We start from the raw sequence: 12,703 nt of genomic DNA, 5'->3' as shown, positions 1-12,703 counted from the left end.
CCGCGCACCATGAGCGACGACAGCACGCAGCGCGATTACCGGGACACCGTCTTCCTGCCGAAGACCGATTTCCCCATGAAGGCCGGCCTCCCCCAGAAGGAGCCGGGCATTGCCGCGCGCTGGGAAGCGATCGGGCTCTACGATGCCCTGCGCAAGAGCCGGAAGGGTCGGGAAAAATTCATCTTCCACGATGGCCCGCCCTACGCCAATGGCGACATGCATATCGGGCACGCGCTCAACCACATCCTCAAGGACATGGTCTGCCGCACCCAGAACCTGCTGGGCCGCGATGCGCCTTACGTGCCCGGCTGGGACTGCCATGGCCTCCCCATCGAGTGGAAGGTCGAGGAGCAGTACCGCAAGGAGAAGAAGGCCAAGCCCGTCCTCACCGGCGCGGGGCGCGACGAGGCGGCGGTCAAGGCCTTCCGCGACGAGTGCCGCGCCTATGCGCAGCACTGGGTCGACGTGCAGCGCTCGCAGCTGAAGCGCCTCGGCATCATGGCCGATTGGGACCACCCCTACCTCACCATGCAGAAGGAGAGCGAGGCGGTGATCGTCACCGAGCTGCTGAAGCTGGCCGAAGCGGGGAACCTCTACCGCGGCTCGAAGCCGGTGATGTGGTCACCCGTCGAACAGACCGCGCTGGCCGAGGCGGAGGTCGAGTACGAGGACATCACCTCGACCCAGATCGACGTGGCGTTCGAGATCGTCGAGAGCCCGAACGCTCCTGAACTGGTTGGCGCCTCGGCGGTCATCTGGACGACAACGCCATGGACGATCCCGGTCAATCAGGCTTTGGCCTATGGGCCCGAGATTGAATATTCTCTGCTTCACCTGACCCTGCAAGGAAAGCCGGGATCGCTTTTGCGCTTCGTGGTGGCAAGCGATCTCGTAGATGCTTTCAAGAGCAGGGTTATTGGGGCGGATAATCGTTGGGCATCGGGTAAGTTCTACGTCGATGAACTGACTGTATCCACGACTTTCTTGGGTAGGCAACTGGCGGAAGCTGTCGTCCGTCACCCCATGTCTGAAGTGTTCAGTGCTGATTTTTCCGATCCCGTGCAATCTGAGTATTGGGCGCAGCACGGCGTTTTTGCAGAGCGCTTTGACCCCGAGAACCCGTTAGCTGAATTCTATCGGCGACCGCGCCCGCTGCTGCCCGGCGACTTCGTCACCACCGACTCTGGCACCGGCCTCGTCCACATGGCGCCCGATCATGGCGAGGACGACTTCGAGCTGTGCAAGGCGAACGGGATCAACCCCGTCTTCGCGGTGATGAACGACGGGCGCTACCGCGACGACTGGGGCTGGCTCGGCGGCGCGGACGAGCGACGCATGAGCGTCATCAACCCGAAATTCAACGCGCCCGACGGCCCCATTTGCTCGGACCTGCGCGAAGCAGGCGCGCTGCTCGCCGCGAGCGCGGACTACGCGCACTCCTACCCGCATTCGTGGCGCTCCAAGGCCAAGGTGATCTTCCGCTGCACCCCGCAGTGGTTCGTGCCGATGGACAAGCCGCTCGAGACCACCGACCCGACGATGGTCGGCTTCGGCAAGTTCATGCTCCCGGTCGGCGGCGGCGAGGGCAAGACCCTGCGCGAGACCGCTCTCGCCGAGATCGCCCGCGTGCAGTTCACGCCCGACAAGGGCCGCAACCGCATCGGCGCAATGGTCGAGGGGCGGCCCGACTGGGTGCTCAGCCGCCAGCGCGCATGGGGCGTGCCGATCACGCTGTTCGTGCGGCCCGATGGCTCCTACCTCCAAGACCCCGCCGTCAACGCCCGCATCGTCGCCGCCGTGAACGCGGAAGGCATGGACGCGTGGAACAGCGCCAACAAGGCCGCCTTCCTCGGCCCCGACTACGACCCTGCCGAATTCGAGATGGTCACCGACATTCTCGACGTGTGGTTCGATTCTGGCTGCACCCACGCCTTCGTGCTGGAATCGGGGCGCTGGCCCGACCTGCAATGGCCCGCCGACCTCTATCTCGAAGGCTCGGACCAGCATCGCGGCTGGTTCCAGTCCTCGCTGCTGCAATCCTGCGCCACCCGCGGCCGCGCGCCTTACGACCAGATCCTCACCCACGGCTTCACGATGGACGCCAAGGGCCGGAAGATGTCGAAGAGCGAGGGCAACACCATCGACCCGCTGAAGGTGATGGAAACCTACGGCGCGGACATCATCCGGCTGTGGGCATTGTCGGTCGACTTCACCGAGGATCACCGCATCGGCGAGGAGATCCTGAAAGGTGTGGGCGACCAGTATCGCAAGCTCAGAAACACCTTCCGCTATCTCCTCGGCGCGCTCGACGGGTTCGTGGGCGACATGGGCGACGCGGGCGAGTTGCCGGAACTGGAGGTCTACATCCTCGCGCTGCTGGCCGAGCTCGACGGGAAGCTGAAGGCGGCGGCGCTGGCCTACGACTTCAACACCTACACCCGCCTGCTGGTCGACTTCTGCAACGAGGATCTCTCGGCCTTCTTCTTCGATATCCGCAAGGACTCGCTCTATTGCGATGGGCCGGACTCGGTCACCCGCAACGCTTACCGCACCGTGCTCGACCTGCTGTTCCACGCCCTCGTCCGCTACGCCGCGCCGGTGCTGGTGTTCACCGCGGAGGAGGTGTGGCTCTCGCGCTACCCCGAGGATGGCGAGGCGGATGACGAGGGCCAGCGCGGCAGCGTGCACCTGCTCGAATGGCCGAGCGTCCCCGGCGTGGTGGTCGAGACCGCCAAGTGGGAGCGGCTGCGGGCGCTGCGCGACCAGGTCAACGAGGCGATCGAGCCGCTGCGGCGCGACAAGACCATCCGCTCGAGCCTCGAGGCCGAGGTGGTGGTCCCCGCCGCCGCCGTGCCCGAAGGTGTCAGCGACGAGAGCCTCGCCGAGTTGTTCATCACCGCGACAGTCACCCGCGGGCAGGGCGATGCGGTGACTGTCTCCAAGACCTCCCACCACAAGTGCGGCCGCTGCTGGCGCCTGCTGCCCGACGTCGCCGAGGACGGCGCCTTGTGCGGGCGGTGCGAGGACGTGGTCGGCGCATGAGCACGCTGTTCACCCGCAACCGGCTGATCGGCCTCGCGATCGCCGCGCTGATCGCCCTCGTCGACCAGGCGGTGAAGTGGTACGTCATCGGCCCGCTCGACCTGCGGCAGGTGCGCCACATCGACCTGCTGCCCTTCTTCGACCTCACCTACACCGAGAACCGCGGCGTCTCGCTCGGCATGTTCGAGGCGAGCAACATGGAGACCCGCTGGCTGCTGGTCGGCGTCACCGCGCTGATCGCGCTCGTCGTGCTGGTGTGGATGATGCGCGAGCGGCTGCTCGGCGAGATCGCGGGGCTCGCCCTCATCCTCGGCGGGGCGCTTGGCAACATCCGCGACCGGTTCGAGCTGGGCTACGTGATCGACTATGCCGACTTCCATATCGGCACCTTCCGACCCTTCCTGATCTTCAACATCGCCGATGCCGCGATCACCATCGGCGTCGTCATCATCCTTGCGCGCAGCCTGCTGGTGCGCGACAAGGGCGACACTGCAACCGGGGGAAGCCCCCGTGGAGAGGCCCAAGATGCGTAAGACTGCCACCCTGATCCTGCTGGCCGGTTCGACGGCGCTGCTCGTGGCCTGCGGCGGCGATGGCGGGGTGTTCAACCGCGCCCGGCCCGACGAGTTCGCGGTGCAGCGCCAGGCGCCGCTGGTGGTGCCGCCCGACTTCACCCTCACCCCGCCCGCCCCCGGCGCCCCGCGTCCGAGCGAAGGCACCGCCTCGGAGCAGGCGCTCGACGCCCTCTTCGGCGGCCCCGCCCCGCGCAGCCGCGTCGAGGCGAGCGTGATCGACCGCGCCGGCCGCGCCGATCCGAGCATCCGCAGCCAGGTGGGCGACACCGGCACCAACACCGTTGCCAAGGGCCGCCTCACCCGCGACATCGTCGCCGCGCCCGAGGGTGACGGCCAGTCGGCCTCGACGGTCATCCCGAGCGCCTGACCCTCCCCGCCCCGCTGCGGCGGGCGTGTTGGAGACACATGAGACACTGTCCAAGGGCAGAAATCTTGCCCTGCCCCGCGTGCCCTTTGCAGCATGGCGGGCGGGCAGACTCGGGCAGGTCATTGCGCGACCCTGTCACGCGGTGCGCGTGTAGGAAAATAGTTTGTTTCTCGCAGAGACGCGGGGGAAGGTCGCGCGACTGTGCCGCGGATTGGCTCACACAAAGTCCGCTGCGCGGCAGAACGACCGCAGCGGTCTCTGCGAGAACCCCGAAAGCGCCCTCAGTCCTCGCGCACCCGGCTCACCAGCAGCTTGTCGATCCGGCGGCCGTCCATGTCGACCACCTCGAAGCGCCAGCCCTGATCGGTGAAGTGCTCGCCTTCGTGCGGCAGCTTCTTCATCACCGACAGGGCATAGCCCGCCGCGGTGCCGAACTCGCGGTCCTCGCCGTAATCGAGCCCCAGCCGGTCGGCCAGCGCATCGGCCGAAAGCGAGCCCGAGACCAGCAGCGAGCCGTCCTCGCGCTCCACCACCGAAGGCAAGTCGCCATCGTCCGAATCGCTCGCGAAATTGCCGACGATCGCGGTCAGCAGGTCGACCGGAGTGACGATCCCCTCGAAGTGGCCGTATTCGTCATGCACCAGCGCCATCGCCACTTCGGACTGCTGGAGCACCCGCAATGCGTCCATCGCGTCGAGCTGGTCGGGCACCACCTCGACCTTGCGCATCATGTCGCGCGGCCGCACGGGGCGGCCCGCGACCAGCGCGGCGAGCACGTCGCGCACCTTGACCACGCCGAGGATCGTGTCGGGCGAGCCTTCGGCCACCGGCAGCAGCGAGTGCGAGGAGCCCTCGATCGTCTCGCGGATTTCCGCCGCGTCGGCATCGGCCTCGATCCAGTCGATCTCCATGCGCGGGGTCATCATCTCGCGCACGGGCCGCTCGGCGAGGCGCACGACGCCGGTGAGGATCTGGCGCTGCTCGGCCTCGATCACGCCCGAGCGGGTCGCCTCGGCAAAGATCATCCGCAGCTCCTCGGCGGTGACCGTGCCCTCGTCGCTGCGGCGGATGCCGAACAGGCGGATGATCGCGGCCGAGCTCGAATCGAGCAGCCACACCAGCGGCGCGGCGGCCTTGGCCATGAAGGCCATCGGCCGCGCCATCACCAGCGACACCGGCACCGCGATCTGGAGCGCGAGCTGCTTGGGCACCAGCTCGCCGATGATGAGGCTGAGATAGGTGGTGAAGGCGATCACAACGGCGAACCCGGCCTCGTCGGCATATTCGGCCGGGAGGCCCAGCGCCTCCATCCGCTCGCCCACCGGCCCGCCGAGGCTCGCGCCCGAATAGGCGCCGTTGACGATCCCGATGAGGGTAATGCCGATCTGCACGGTCGAGAGGAACTTGCCCGGGTCCGCCGCGAGCTGGATCGCGATGCGCGCACTGGTGGAGCCGGCTTCGGCCTTGGCCTCCAATGCGCTGGTCTTGGCGCTGACGATCGCGAGCTCGGACATGGCGAAGACGCCGTTGAGCACGACAAGCGCGACGATGATCGCAAGGTCTGTCCAGGGAAAAGGTGTCACGCCCTGCGCGCTAGCACAATCCGGCCAAGTTGCCAGCACGTGGCGCAAGCTCCGCCCCCGCAGCCTGAATATCGGACAGCATCATTGTTCAACATGGGTCAAGGATGCGGGGGCCAAGTGCGCCTAGTCCCAAGGGAACGACGCCTTGCCGCCACTCCGGCCGCGTGGCATCGTCACCAAGACATAAAGGGAGGCACAGTTTATGACTATCGCACGCATTCTGAAGACCGGCACCGCGGCCATCGCCCTGCTCGGTATGACCACGGCCTGCGTCACCGACCCCAACACCGGCGAGAAGAAGATCTCGCGCACCGCGATCGGCGTGGGTCTGGGCGGCACGCTCGGCTACCTGCTCGGCGGCGCGATCGGCGGCGATGCGGGGCGCATCATCGGCGCGGGCATCGGCGGCTCGGCCGGGGCGGTGATCGGCAAGCAGTATGACGACCAGATCAAGGAACTGAAGGAACAGACCGCGGGCAGCGGCGTCGATGTCGAGGAAGTCGGCGATCAGGACGCGATTCTCGTGCGCCTGCCCGACGGGGTGACCTTCGCCACCGGCTCGGCGGCGATCAACCCGGGCTTCTACTCGACGCTCGATTCGGTCGCCGAGACGCTGATCAAGTATCCCAACAGCCTGATCGACGTCTACGGCTTCACCGACACCACCGGCGCTCCGGCGACCAACCAGCGCCTGTCCGAACAGCGCGCGCAGGCGGTGGCCGACTACCTCGCCGCCAAGGGCGTGGCGCGGGCGCGCATGGCGACCAAGGGCTTCGGCGAGCAGTATGACTACCTGCGCGTCAAGACCGGCGACGGCGTCAACGAACCGCTCAACCGCCGCGTCGAGATCAAGATCATCCCCGTGAGCCAGCAGGACGTGCAGGCGGCCCGCGCGGGGAATTGATTTTTTGTGGGGGCGCCTCCGCGCCCCCGCATCCTCGCTCACGCGACCTGAAGGTCGCGTCGCTGCGGGCGGCCGTTCGGCCTTGCGGGTCGCCCTGACGGGCGGCCCGTAGTCGTTCTCACACGAACCACCTGTTCAGCGCAGCGCCTTTGCCCGTTCCGCCAGCCGCGCGACCGCCGCGGCGTGGATCGCGGGGGAGCACACCAGCACGCCGAAATCGCGCGGGTCGTGCTTGTTGTAGGCGAGCGGCTTGCCGAAGGCGTCGGTGACCTCGGCCCCCGCTTCGCGCGCAATCAGGGTGGCGGCGGCGATGTCCCACTCGTAGCCCCAGCGCAAAGTGGCGACGAGATCGGCGCGGTCGGCGGCGACCATCGCGATCCTGAGCGCGATCGAATTGGGCTGCTCGACCGCGACCAGATCGCTGTCCTGCTTCGGCAGGTTGTCAGTGGGCACCCGCGCGCCGCAGAATTCGCTGCGCTGGCTCGCCCGGATCGCCATGCCGTTGAGCGTCGCGCCCTGCCCCGCGACCGCGACCCATTCCTCGGCCCGTGCGGGCGCCGAGAGGATCCCGATCAGCGGCCGCCCCGCGCTCACCAGCGCGACCGAGACCGCCCAGCCCGACCGCCCGCGCACGAAATCGCGGGTGCCGTCGATCGGGTCGACCAGCCAGATCAGCCCGCTCTGCGTGCGCGCCTTGTCGTCGGCGGTTTCCTCGGAGAGCCAGGCGGCGGACGGCAGCAATCGCCCGAGCTCGCGCTTGAGGAAACGGTCGACTTCGAGATCGGCCTCGCTCACCGGGCTGCCGGGGGTCTTGTCCCAGCTCTTGAGCGCATGACCCGCCCCCGGCCAGCGCGAATGGGCGATGCGGCCCGCCTCGCGGACGATTGTCTGAAGGTGCGACCTGTCAATCATGGCAGGCCCCCGTGTTGGCCGTGCCGCAGGCACTTTTCAAGAGGGGCGATCCGTGCTTAGGCCCCGCGTGGACGAACCTCTCCCCCAGGAACTTATCGAAGGGATCGATACGCAATGAACGTTCACGAATATCAGGCCAAGGAACTGCTCGCCAAGCACGGGATCGCGGTCCCCGCAGGCCATGCCGCCCTCAGCGTCGAAGAAGCGGTCGAAGCCGCCAAGAAGCTGCCCGGGCCGCTCTATGTCGTGAAGGCGCAGATCCACGCCGGGGGGCGCGGGAAGGGCAAGTTCAAGGAACTTCCCACTGATGCGAAGGGCGGCGTGCGCCTTGCCAAGAGCCTCGATGAAGTGCGCGCCCACGCCGAGGAAATGCTCGGCAACACGCTGGTCACCATCCAGACCGGCGATGCGGGCAAGCAGGTCAACCGCCTCTACATCACCGACGGCGTCGATATCGCCAAGGAATATTACCTCTCGCTGCTGGTCGACCGCGCTTCGGGCCGCGTGGCCTTCGTCGTCTCGACCGAGGGCGGCATGGACATCGAGACCGTGGCGCATGACACGCCCGAGCTGATCACCACCTTCTCGATCGACCCCGCGCAGGGCTTCCAGCCGCACCACGGCCGCGCCGTGGCCTTCGCGCTGAAGCTTCAGGGCGATCTCAACAAGCAGGCCCAGAAGCTGGCGAAGCAGCTCTACGACGCCTTCCTGGCGACGGACTGCGAGATGCTCGAGATCAACCCGCTGGTCGAAAGCGAAGACGGCAAGCTGCTGGTGCTCGACGCCAAGATGAGCTTTGACGGCAACGCCCTCTACCGCCACCCCGACATCGAAGCCCTGCGCGACGAGACCGAGGAAGACCCGGCCGAAGTCGAAGCCAGCGAATACGACCTCGCCTACATCAAGCTCGACGGCAACATCGGCTGCATGGTCAACGGCGCCGGCCTCGCCATGGCAACGATGGACATCATCAAGCTGAACGGCGCCTTCCCCGCGAACTTCCTCGACGTGGGCGGCGGCGCCACCACCGAGAAGGTCACCGCGGCCTTCAAGATCATCCTCAAGGACCCGGCGGTCGAAGGCATCCTCGTCAACATCTTCGGCGGGATCATGAAGTGCGACGTGATCGCCAACGGGATCGTGCAGGCCGCGAAGGACGTGAACCTCCAGGTTCCGCTGGTCGTGCGTCTGGAAGGCACCAACGTGGCCGAAGGCAAGGCGATCCTCGCCAACTCGGGCCTCGCGATCGTGCCCGCCGATAACCTCGGCGATGCGGCGCAGAAGATCGTCGCAGAAGTGAAGAAGGCCGCCTGAGACGGCGCGCATACATCCCGGGCGAGGCTCATCACGTATCCACCTCGCCCGACCAGAACTGCGGCCCGCCTCGCTTGACGTTTACGTAAACGCAAGCTAGGCGGGCGGCCAAGGCGCTGTCAGGCGTCACGTGATTCTTTGAGAGGAAGGACAAACCCATGAAGATCCTCGTCCCCGTCAAGCGGGTGATCGATTACAACGTCAAGCCGCGGGTCAAGGCCGACGGCACCGGCGTCGACCTCGCCAACGTCAAGATGAGCATGAACCCGTTCGACGAGATCGCGGTCGAGGAAGCCATCCGCCTCAAGGAAAAGGGCGCGGCGACCGAGATCGTCGCCGTCAGCATCGGCCCGGCCAAGGCGCAGGAAACCCTGCGCACCGCGCTCGCCATGGGTGCCGACCGGGCGATCCTCGTGGAAACCGAGGAAGAGGTCGAGCCGCTGGCGGTCGCCAAGATTTTGAAGGCCATCGCTGACGAAGAGGCCCCGGGCCTCGTGATCCTCGGCAAGCAGTCGATCTCGGACGATTCGAACCAGACCGGCCAGATGCTCGCCGCGCTGATGGGCCGTCCGCAGGGGACTTTTGCGAATACCGTCGCCGTTGAAGGTGACAGCGTTGTCGTGAAGCGCGAAGTCGATGGCGGTCTTCAGACCGTGAAGCTCGCCCTCCCCGCGATCGTCACCACCGACCTGCGCCTGAACGAGCCGCGCTATGCCTCGCTGCCCAACATCATGAAGGCGAAGCAAAAGCCGCTCGCGACCAAGACCGCTGCCGATTACGGCGTCGACCTCACCCCGCGTCTCAAGACCCTCAAGGTCGCCGAGCCGCCGGTGCGTCAGGCGGGCGAAAAGGTCGCCGACGTCGCCGCGCTGGTCGAGAAGGTCAAGGCGCTCGGCATCGCCTGAGCCCCCACGGAATTTGAGAGGATATCGAGATGAAGACTCTGGTTCTCGTCGAACATGACAACACCAAGGTGGCCGACGCGACGCTTCCCGTCGTGACCGCCGCCGCCAAGCTGGGCGAAGTGCACCTGCTGGTCGCCGGCCACAATTGCGGCGCGGTGGCCGAGGCTGCCGCCAAGATCGCGGGCGTCGGCAAGGTCCACGTCGCCGATGACGCGGCCTACGCCAACGGCCTTGCCGAAAACGTCGCCCCGCTCGCCGCTGCGCTGATGGCCGATCACGACGCCTTCCTCGCGCCCGCCACCACGCAGGGCAAGAACGTCGCCCCGCGCGTCGCGGCGCATCTCGACGTGATGCAGGTCTCCGAGATCCTGTCGGTCGAAGGCCCCAAGACCTTCACCCGCCCGATCTATGCCGGCAACGCCATCGCGACGGTCGAATCGACCGATGCCAAGCTGGTCATCACCGTGCGCGGCACCGCCTTCGAAAAGGCTGCCACGGAAGGTGGTTCGGCCGCCATCGAAGCCGTCAGCGGCGCGGGCGATGCGGGCACTTCGAGCTTCGTCAGCTCGGAAATCGCCAAGAGCGAGCGCCCGGAACTGACCAGCGCCAAGATCATCGTCTCGGGCGGCCGCGCCCTCAAGGACGCGGAGACCTTCGAAGCGACCATCACGCCCCTTGCGGACAAGCTCGGCGCGGCCATCGGCGCGAGCCGCGCTGCGGTCGACGCGGGCTATGTCCCCAACGACTACCAGGTCGGCCAGACCGGCAAGATCGTCGCGCCGGAAGTCTACTTCGCCATCGGCATCTCGGGCGCGATCCAGCACCTTGCCGGGATGAAGGACTCCAAGGTCATCATCGCCATCAACAAGGACGAAGACGCGCCGATCTTCCAAGTGGCGGATATCGGGCTGGTGGCAGACCTGTTCACCGCCGTGCCGGAGCTGACGGGCGCGCTGTAAGGCGTTCACCACAAAGGTCTTTATTTTGCAGAAAGCCTCCGGCAGTCTCGCAAGACTGCTGGAGGTTTTTCATATGGGTCGCGCCCTTCTTGCCTTTGCTGCTCTGTCGACTGCGCTTGCAGCACTTCCGCTGCACGCGAAAGACGCGTTGCCTCTCCCGGCGGAGGTCGCTTCCCGGGCCGATGTGGCGCTGCTGAAACCAACGGGAAGTTGGGTCGTCGATTTCGCCGGGGACAATTGCCGCCTCCAGCGCGACTTCGAGCTTAACGGCGAGCGCCATGTGGTCGAACTCAAGCAACAAGGGCCGGAAGACAGCTTCCAGATGGTGGCTGCGGGACCGGCGCTGGCCAAGCTTGGAAATCGCCCCGACCTGGCGTGGGGGCTGCGGAGCGACCTCCCCCTCACCGCCGATCCGCGCGAAGCGATCACGAACGCACCGGACTTGGGTCCGGCGGTGTTTGTCAGATGGGCTACGCTCGGAGAGGTCAGGATCCTGATGACCCGCGATGGCATCGCTCTGCAGGATCGGGAAAACACGCCAAACGCCGAAGGGGTCTATCTCAATCATGGACAGATCAACCCGGCCGCCGCTGCTAAGGTCGAGCGGATCGTGTTTGCCAACATGAAAGACGGCGCCGCTGTCTCCTTCGAGACCGGTAACATGATGGATGCTTTTGCCGCGCTCAACGCTTGTACTGGGGACCTGCTGACCAGTTGGGGGCTCGATCCCGCCCGGCACCGCACCTACAAGTCCGCTTATGTCCTGAACTTCGCAGAAGCATTCGCGCTCATAACGCGCAACATACCACGGGGAGTCAATATCGGGCAGTCCTTGCCCTATCGGCTGATTGTCGAGGCAGACGGCAAGATTTCGGATTGCCATGCGGGCGCCGAAGCCAAGGTGGCGGGTGCAGAGAAGTTCTGCCAAACGCTGATGCGGAAGCTGAAGATGGCACCGGCGCGTGATGCGGAGGGCAACCCCATGCGCTCGTTTTACACCTCCGCAGTCTCAAGGGCAGGGGCATGACCGCGCTCACGCCACCGTATTGGTGAGGTGCAACCCCATCCCGACGAGCCCGCCCACCGGCGTGCCGTTGATGCGGATGAACTGAAGGTCGCGGCCCACCGCGTCCTTGCCGCGACCGGAGAAGACCCGCCCCCAATTCCTGCGCCGACCGGTGAGAAACCTACGCCCACCTCCCTCAACTCGTCGCATAAGGTCTTGAAAGCGAAACATTCTCTCGGCAGCTTGGCGGCCCTGACCGAAAGGACCCCCGCCATGCGCCGCGCTCTGCTTGTTGTTGCCGCCGTCTCCGCCGCCACCCCCGCGATCGCCGCGCCCGTCGCTACGCCGACTGCACCCTGGCAGGCTTCCAGCGAGGGCGGGGTCTGCCGGGTGCAGCGCAGCTTCGATGTCGGGGGCAAGCCGCATCTTCTCATCCTCGAACAGAATGCCCCCGCCCCGGCTGTCGGGATCGCGCTGGCCGGGCCCTCGCTCGCAGGCCTCAACGCGGACGCTCCGCTCCGGGTGAGCTTCGCGCGGAGCCATGCCGGCTTCGACAAGAAGGCCCGGATCGAGCCGAACGCCCAGTATGGCCAGGCCGCGATCCTGCAGGAGGTGTGGCTCGACCAGAGCAAGCCCGATGCCGCAGCCGGTCGCGGCCGGATCGATACCGCCACGGCGCAGGGCGTGGAGCGCATCACCGTGACGCAGGGCAATGGCGGCGTGACCTTCGCCACCGGCCCGCTGACCGAAGCCGCGAGCGCGCTCAATGACTGCACCGCGCAGATCATGCGCAGCTGGGGCTTCGACCCGGCGCAGCAATACGGCCTGCAACGCGCAGCCGCCCCCGTCGACACGGACCGGCTGATGAAGCAGATGCGCCTTGCCTACACGCGCCCCGCGCTGCGCAGCTTGCAGCAGGGCACCATCGACTTGGTGGTGTTCACCGATGCCGCGGGCAAGGCCACCGATTGCCGGATGCTGGTCGCGACGGGATATGCGGAGCTCGACAAGGCCATGTGCGCGACGGCGATGAAGGAACGCTTCAAGCCTGCGCTCGGCGCGGATGGTCAGGCAACGCCTTCCTATTGGCGCCTGCGCACGAACCTGCGTGTTGCCTTCTCGGGATAGCGGCCGGG

Annotated in this window: 12 protein-coding genes; 9 read left to right on the top strand and 3 right to left on the bottom strand. The window is 66.6% G+C overall.

The window, feature by feature from the left end:
- Positions 1 to 9: 9 nt before the first annotated feature.
- From ileS to PFX90_RS10915, 3 genes are read left to right on the top strand one after another with little or no spacing between them, the layout of a single operon-like run.
- Positions 10 to 3,042, top strand: a complete 3,033-nt coding sequence (gene ileS / locus PFX90_RS10925; protein ID WP_285712478.1) for an isoleucine--tRNA ligase — start codon at positions 10 to 12, stop codon at positions 3,040 to 3,042.
- Complete coding sequence (gene lspA / locus PFX90_RS10920; protein ID WP_285712477.1) at positions 3,039 to 3,575, top strand: signal peptidase II; 537 nt, start codon at positions 3,039 to 3,041, stop codon at positions 3,573 to 3,575. Before ileS ends, lspA begins: the two co-directional genes overlap by 4 nt.
- Complete coding sequence (locus tag PFX90_RS10915) at positions 3,568 to 3,984, top strand: DUF3035 domain-containing protein (RefSeq protein ID WP_285712476.1); 417 nt, start codon at positions 3,568 to 3,570, stop codon at positions 3,982 to 3,984. Before lspA ends, PFX90_RS10915 begins: the two co-directional genes overlap by 8 nt.
- Positions 3,985 to 4,265: 281 nt before the next feature.
- Here PFX90_RS10915 and PFX90_RS10910 read toward each other — a convergent pair whose 3' ends face one another.
- Entirely contained in the window at positions 4,266 to 5,567 is a 1,302-nt protein-coding gene (locus PFX90_RS10910) for a hemolysin family protein (protein WP_285712475.1), read from the bottom strand.
- A gap of 202 nt (positions 5,568 to 5,769) precedes the next feature.
- Here PFX90_RS10910 and PFX90_RS10905 point away from each other — a divergent pair, with 202 nt between their 5' ends.
- Positions 5,770 to 6,471, top strand: a complete 702-nt coding sequence (locus tag PFX90_RS10905) for a YiaD family glycine zipper/OmpA-like lipoprotein (protein ID WP_285712473.1) — start codon at positions 5,770 to 5,772, stop codon at positions 6,469 to 6,471.
- A gap of 135 nt (positions 6,472 to 6,606) precedes the next feature.
- On the opposite strand, the gene PFX90_RS10900 is transcribed toward PFX90_RS10905, so the two are convergent.
- Entirely contained in the window at positions 6,607 to 7,383 is a 777-nt protein-coding gene (locus tag PFX90_RS10900; RefSeq protein ID WP_285712472.1) for a 3'(2'),5'-bisphosphate nucleotidase CysQ, read from the bottom strand.
- 114 nt (positions 7,384 to 7,497) lie between these two features.
- Between PFX90_RS10900 and sucC the strand changes: the two genes are divergently transcribed.
- From sucC to PFX90_RS10880, 4 genes are all read left to right on the top strand, one after another.
- Complete coding sequence (sucC, locus tag PFX90_RS10895; RefSeq protein ID WP_285712471.1) at positions 7,498 to 8,697, top strand: ADP-forming succinate--CoA ligase subunit beta; 1,200 nt, start codon at positions 7,498 to 7,500, stop codon at positions 8,695 to 8,697.
- Positions 8,698 to 8,855: 158 nt separating this feature from the next.
- A complete protein-coding gene (locus PFX90_RS10890; protein WP_285712470.1) occupies positions 8,856 to 9,602 on the top strand; it encodes an electron transfer flavoprotein subunit beta/FixA family protein in 747 nt (248 codons plus the stop codon).
- Positions 9,603 to 9,631: 29 nt separating this feature from the next.
- Entirely contained in the window at positions 9,632 to 10,561 is a 930-nt protein-coding gene (locus PFX90_RS10885) for an electron transfer flavoprotein subunit alpha/FixB family protein (protein ID WP_285712469.1), read from the top strand.
- A gap of 73 nt (positions 10,562 to 10,634) precedes the next feature.
- A complete protein-coding gene (locus tag PFX90_RS10880) occupies positions 10,635 to 11,588 on the top strand; it encodes a hypothetical protein (RefSeq protein ID WP_285712468.1) in 954 nt (317 codons plus the stop codon).
- A gap of 6 nt (positions 11,589 to 11,594) precedes the next feature.
- Here PFX90_RS10880 and PFX90_RS10875 read toward each other — a convergent pair whose 3' ends face one another.
- Positions 11,595 to 11,687 carry a DUF445 family protein gene (locus tag PFX90_RS10875; protein ID WP_419180098.1) on the bottom strand — a complete coding sequence of 31 codons (93 nt, stop codon included), beginning with the start codon at positions 11,685 to 11,687 and terminating at the stop codon, positions 11,595 to 11,597.
- Positions 11,688 to 11,840: 153 nt separating this feature from the next.
- On the opposite strand from PFX90_RS10875, the gene PFX90_RS10870 reads away from it, so the two are divergent.
- Entirely contained in the window at positions 11,841 to 12,695 is an 855-nt protein-coding gene (locus tag PFX90_RS10870) for an energy transducer TonB (protein WP_285712467.1), read from the top strand.
- Positions 12,696 to 12,703 lie beyond the last annotated feature (8 nt).

It is taken from the genome of Erythrobacter oryzae (assembly GCF_030271515.1).
Taxonomy (GTDB): domain Bacteria; phylum Pseudomonadota; class Alphaproteobacteria; order Sphingomonadales; family Sphingomonadaceae; genus Erythrobacter; species Erythrobacter oryzae.
The sequence above is the reverse complement of the archived record's forward strand: the minus strand, read 5'-3'. Positions and strand labels throughout refer to the sequence as shown.

Bases quoted from the DNA above. Each gene is read 5' to 3' on its own strand.
- ileS (WP_285712478.1), top strand. From the start codon at position 10: ATGAGCGACGACAGCACGCAGCGCGATTACCGGGACACCGTCTTCCTG.
- lspA (WP_285712477.1), top strand. From the start codon at position 3,039: ATGAGCACGCTGTTCACCCGCAACCGGCTGATCGGCCTCGCGATCGCC.
- PFX90_RS10915 (WP_285712476.1), top strand. From the start codon at position 3,568: ATGCGTAAGACTGCCACCCTGATCCTGCTGGCCGGTTCGACGGCGCTG.
- PFX90_RS10905 (WP_285712473.1), top strand. From the start codon at position 5,770: ATGACTATCGCACGCATTCTGAAGACCGGCACCGCGGCCATCGCCCTG.
- PFX90_RS10900 (WP_285712472.1), bottom strand. From the start codon at position 7,383: ATGATTGACAGGTCGCACCTTCAGACAATCGTCCGCGAGGCGGGCCGC.
- sucC (WP_285712471.1), top strand. From the start codon at position 7,498: ATGAACGTTCACGAATATCAGGCCAAGGAACTGCTCGCCAAGCACGGG.
- PFX90_RS10890 (WP_285712470.1), top strand. From the start codon at position 8,856: ATGAAGATCCTCGTCCCCGTCAAGCGGGTGATCGATTACAACGTCAAG.
- PFX90_RS10885 (WP_285712469.1), top strand. From the start codon at position 9,632: ATGAAGACTCTGGTTCTCGTCGAACATGACAACACCAAGGTGGCCGAC.
- PFX90_RS10880 (WP_285712468.1), top strand. From the start codon at position 10,635: ATGGGTCGCGCCCTTCTTGCCTTTGCTGCTCTGTCGACTGCGCTTGCA.
- PFX90_RS10870 (WP_285712467.1), top strand. From the start codon at position 11,841: ATGCGCCGCGCTCTGCTTGTTGTTGCCGCCGTCTCCGCCGCCACCCCC.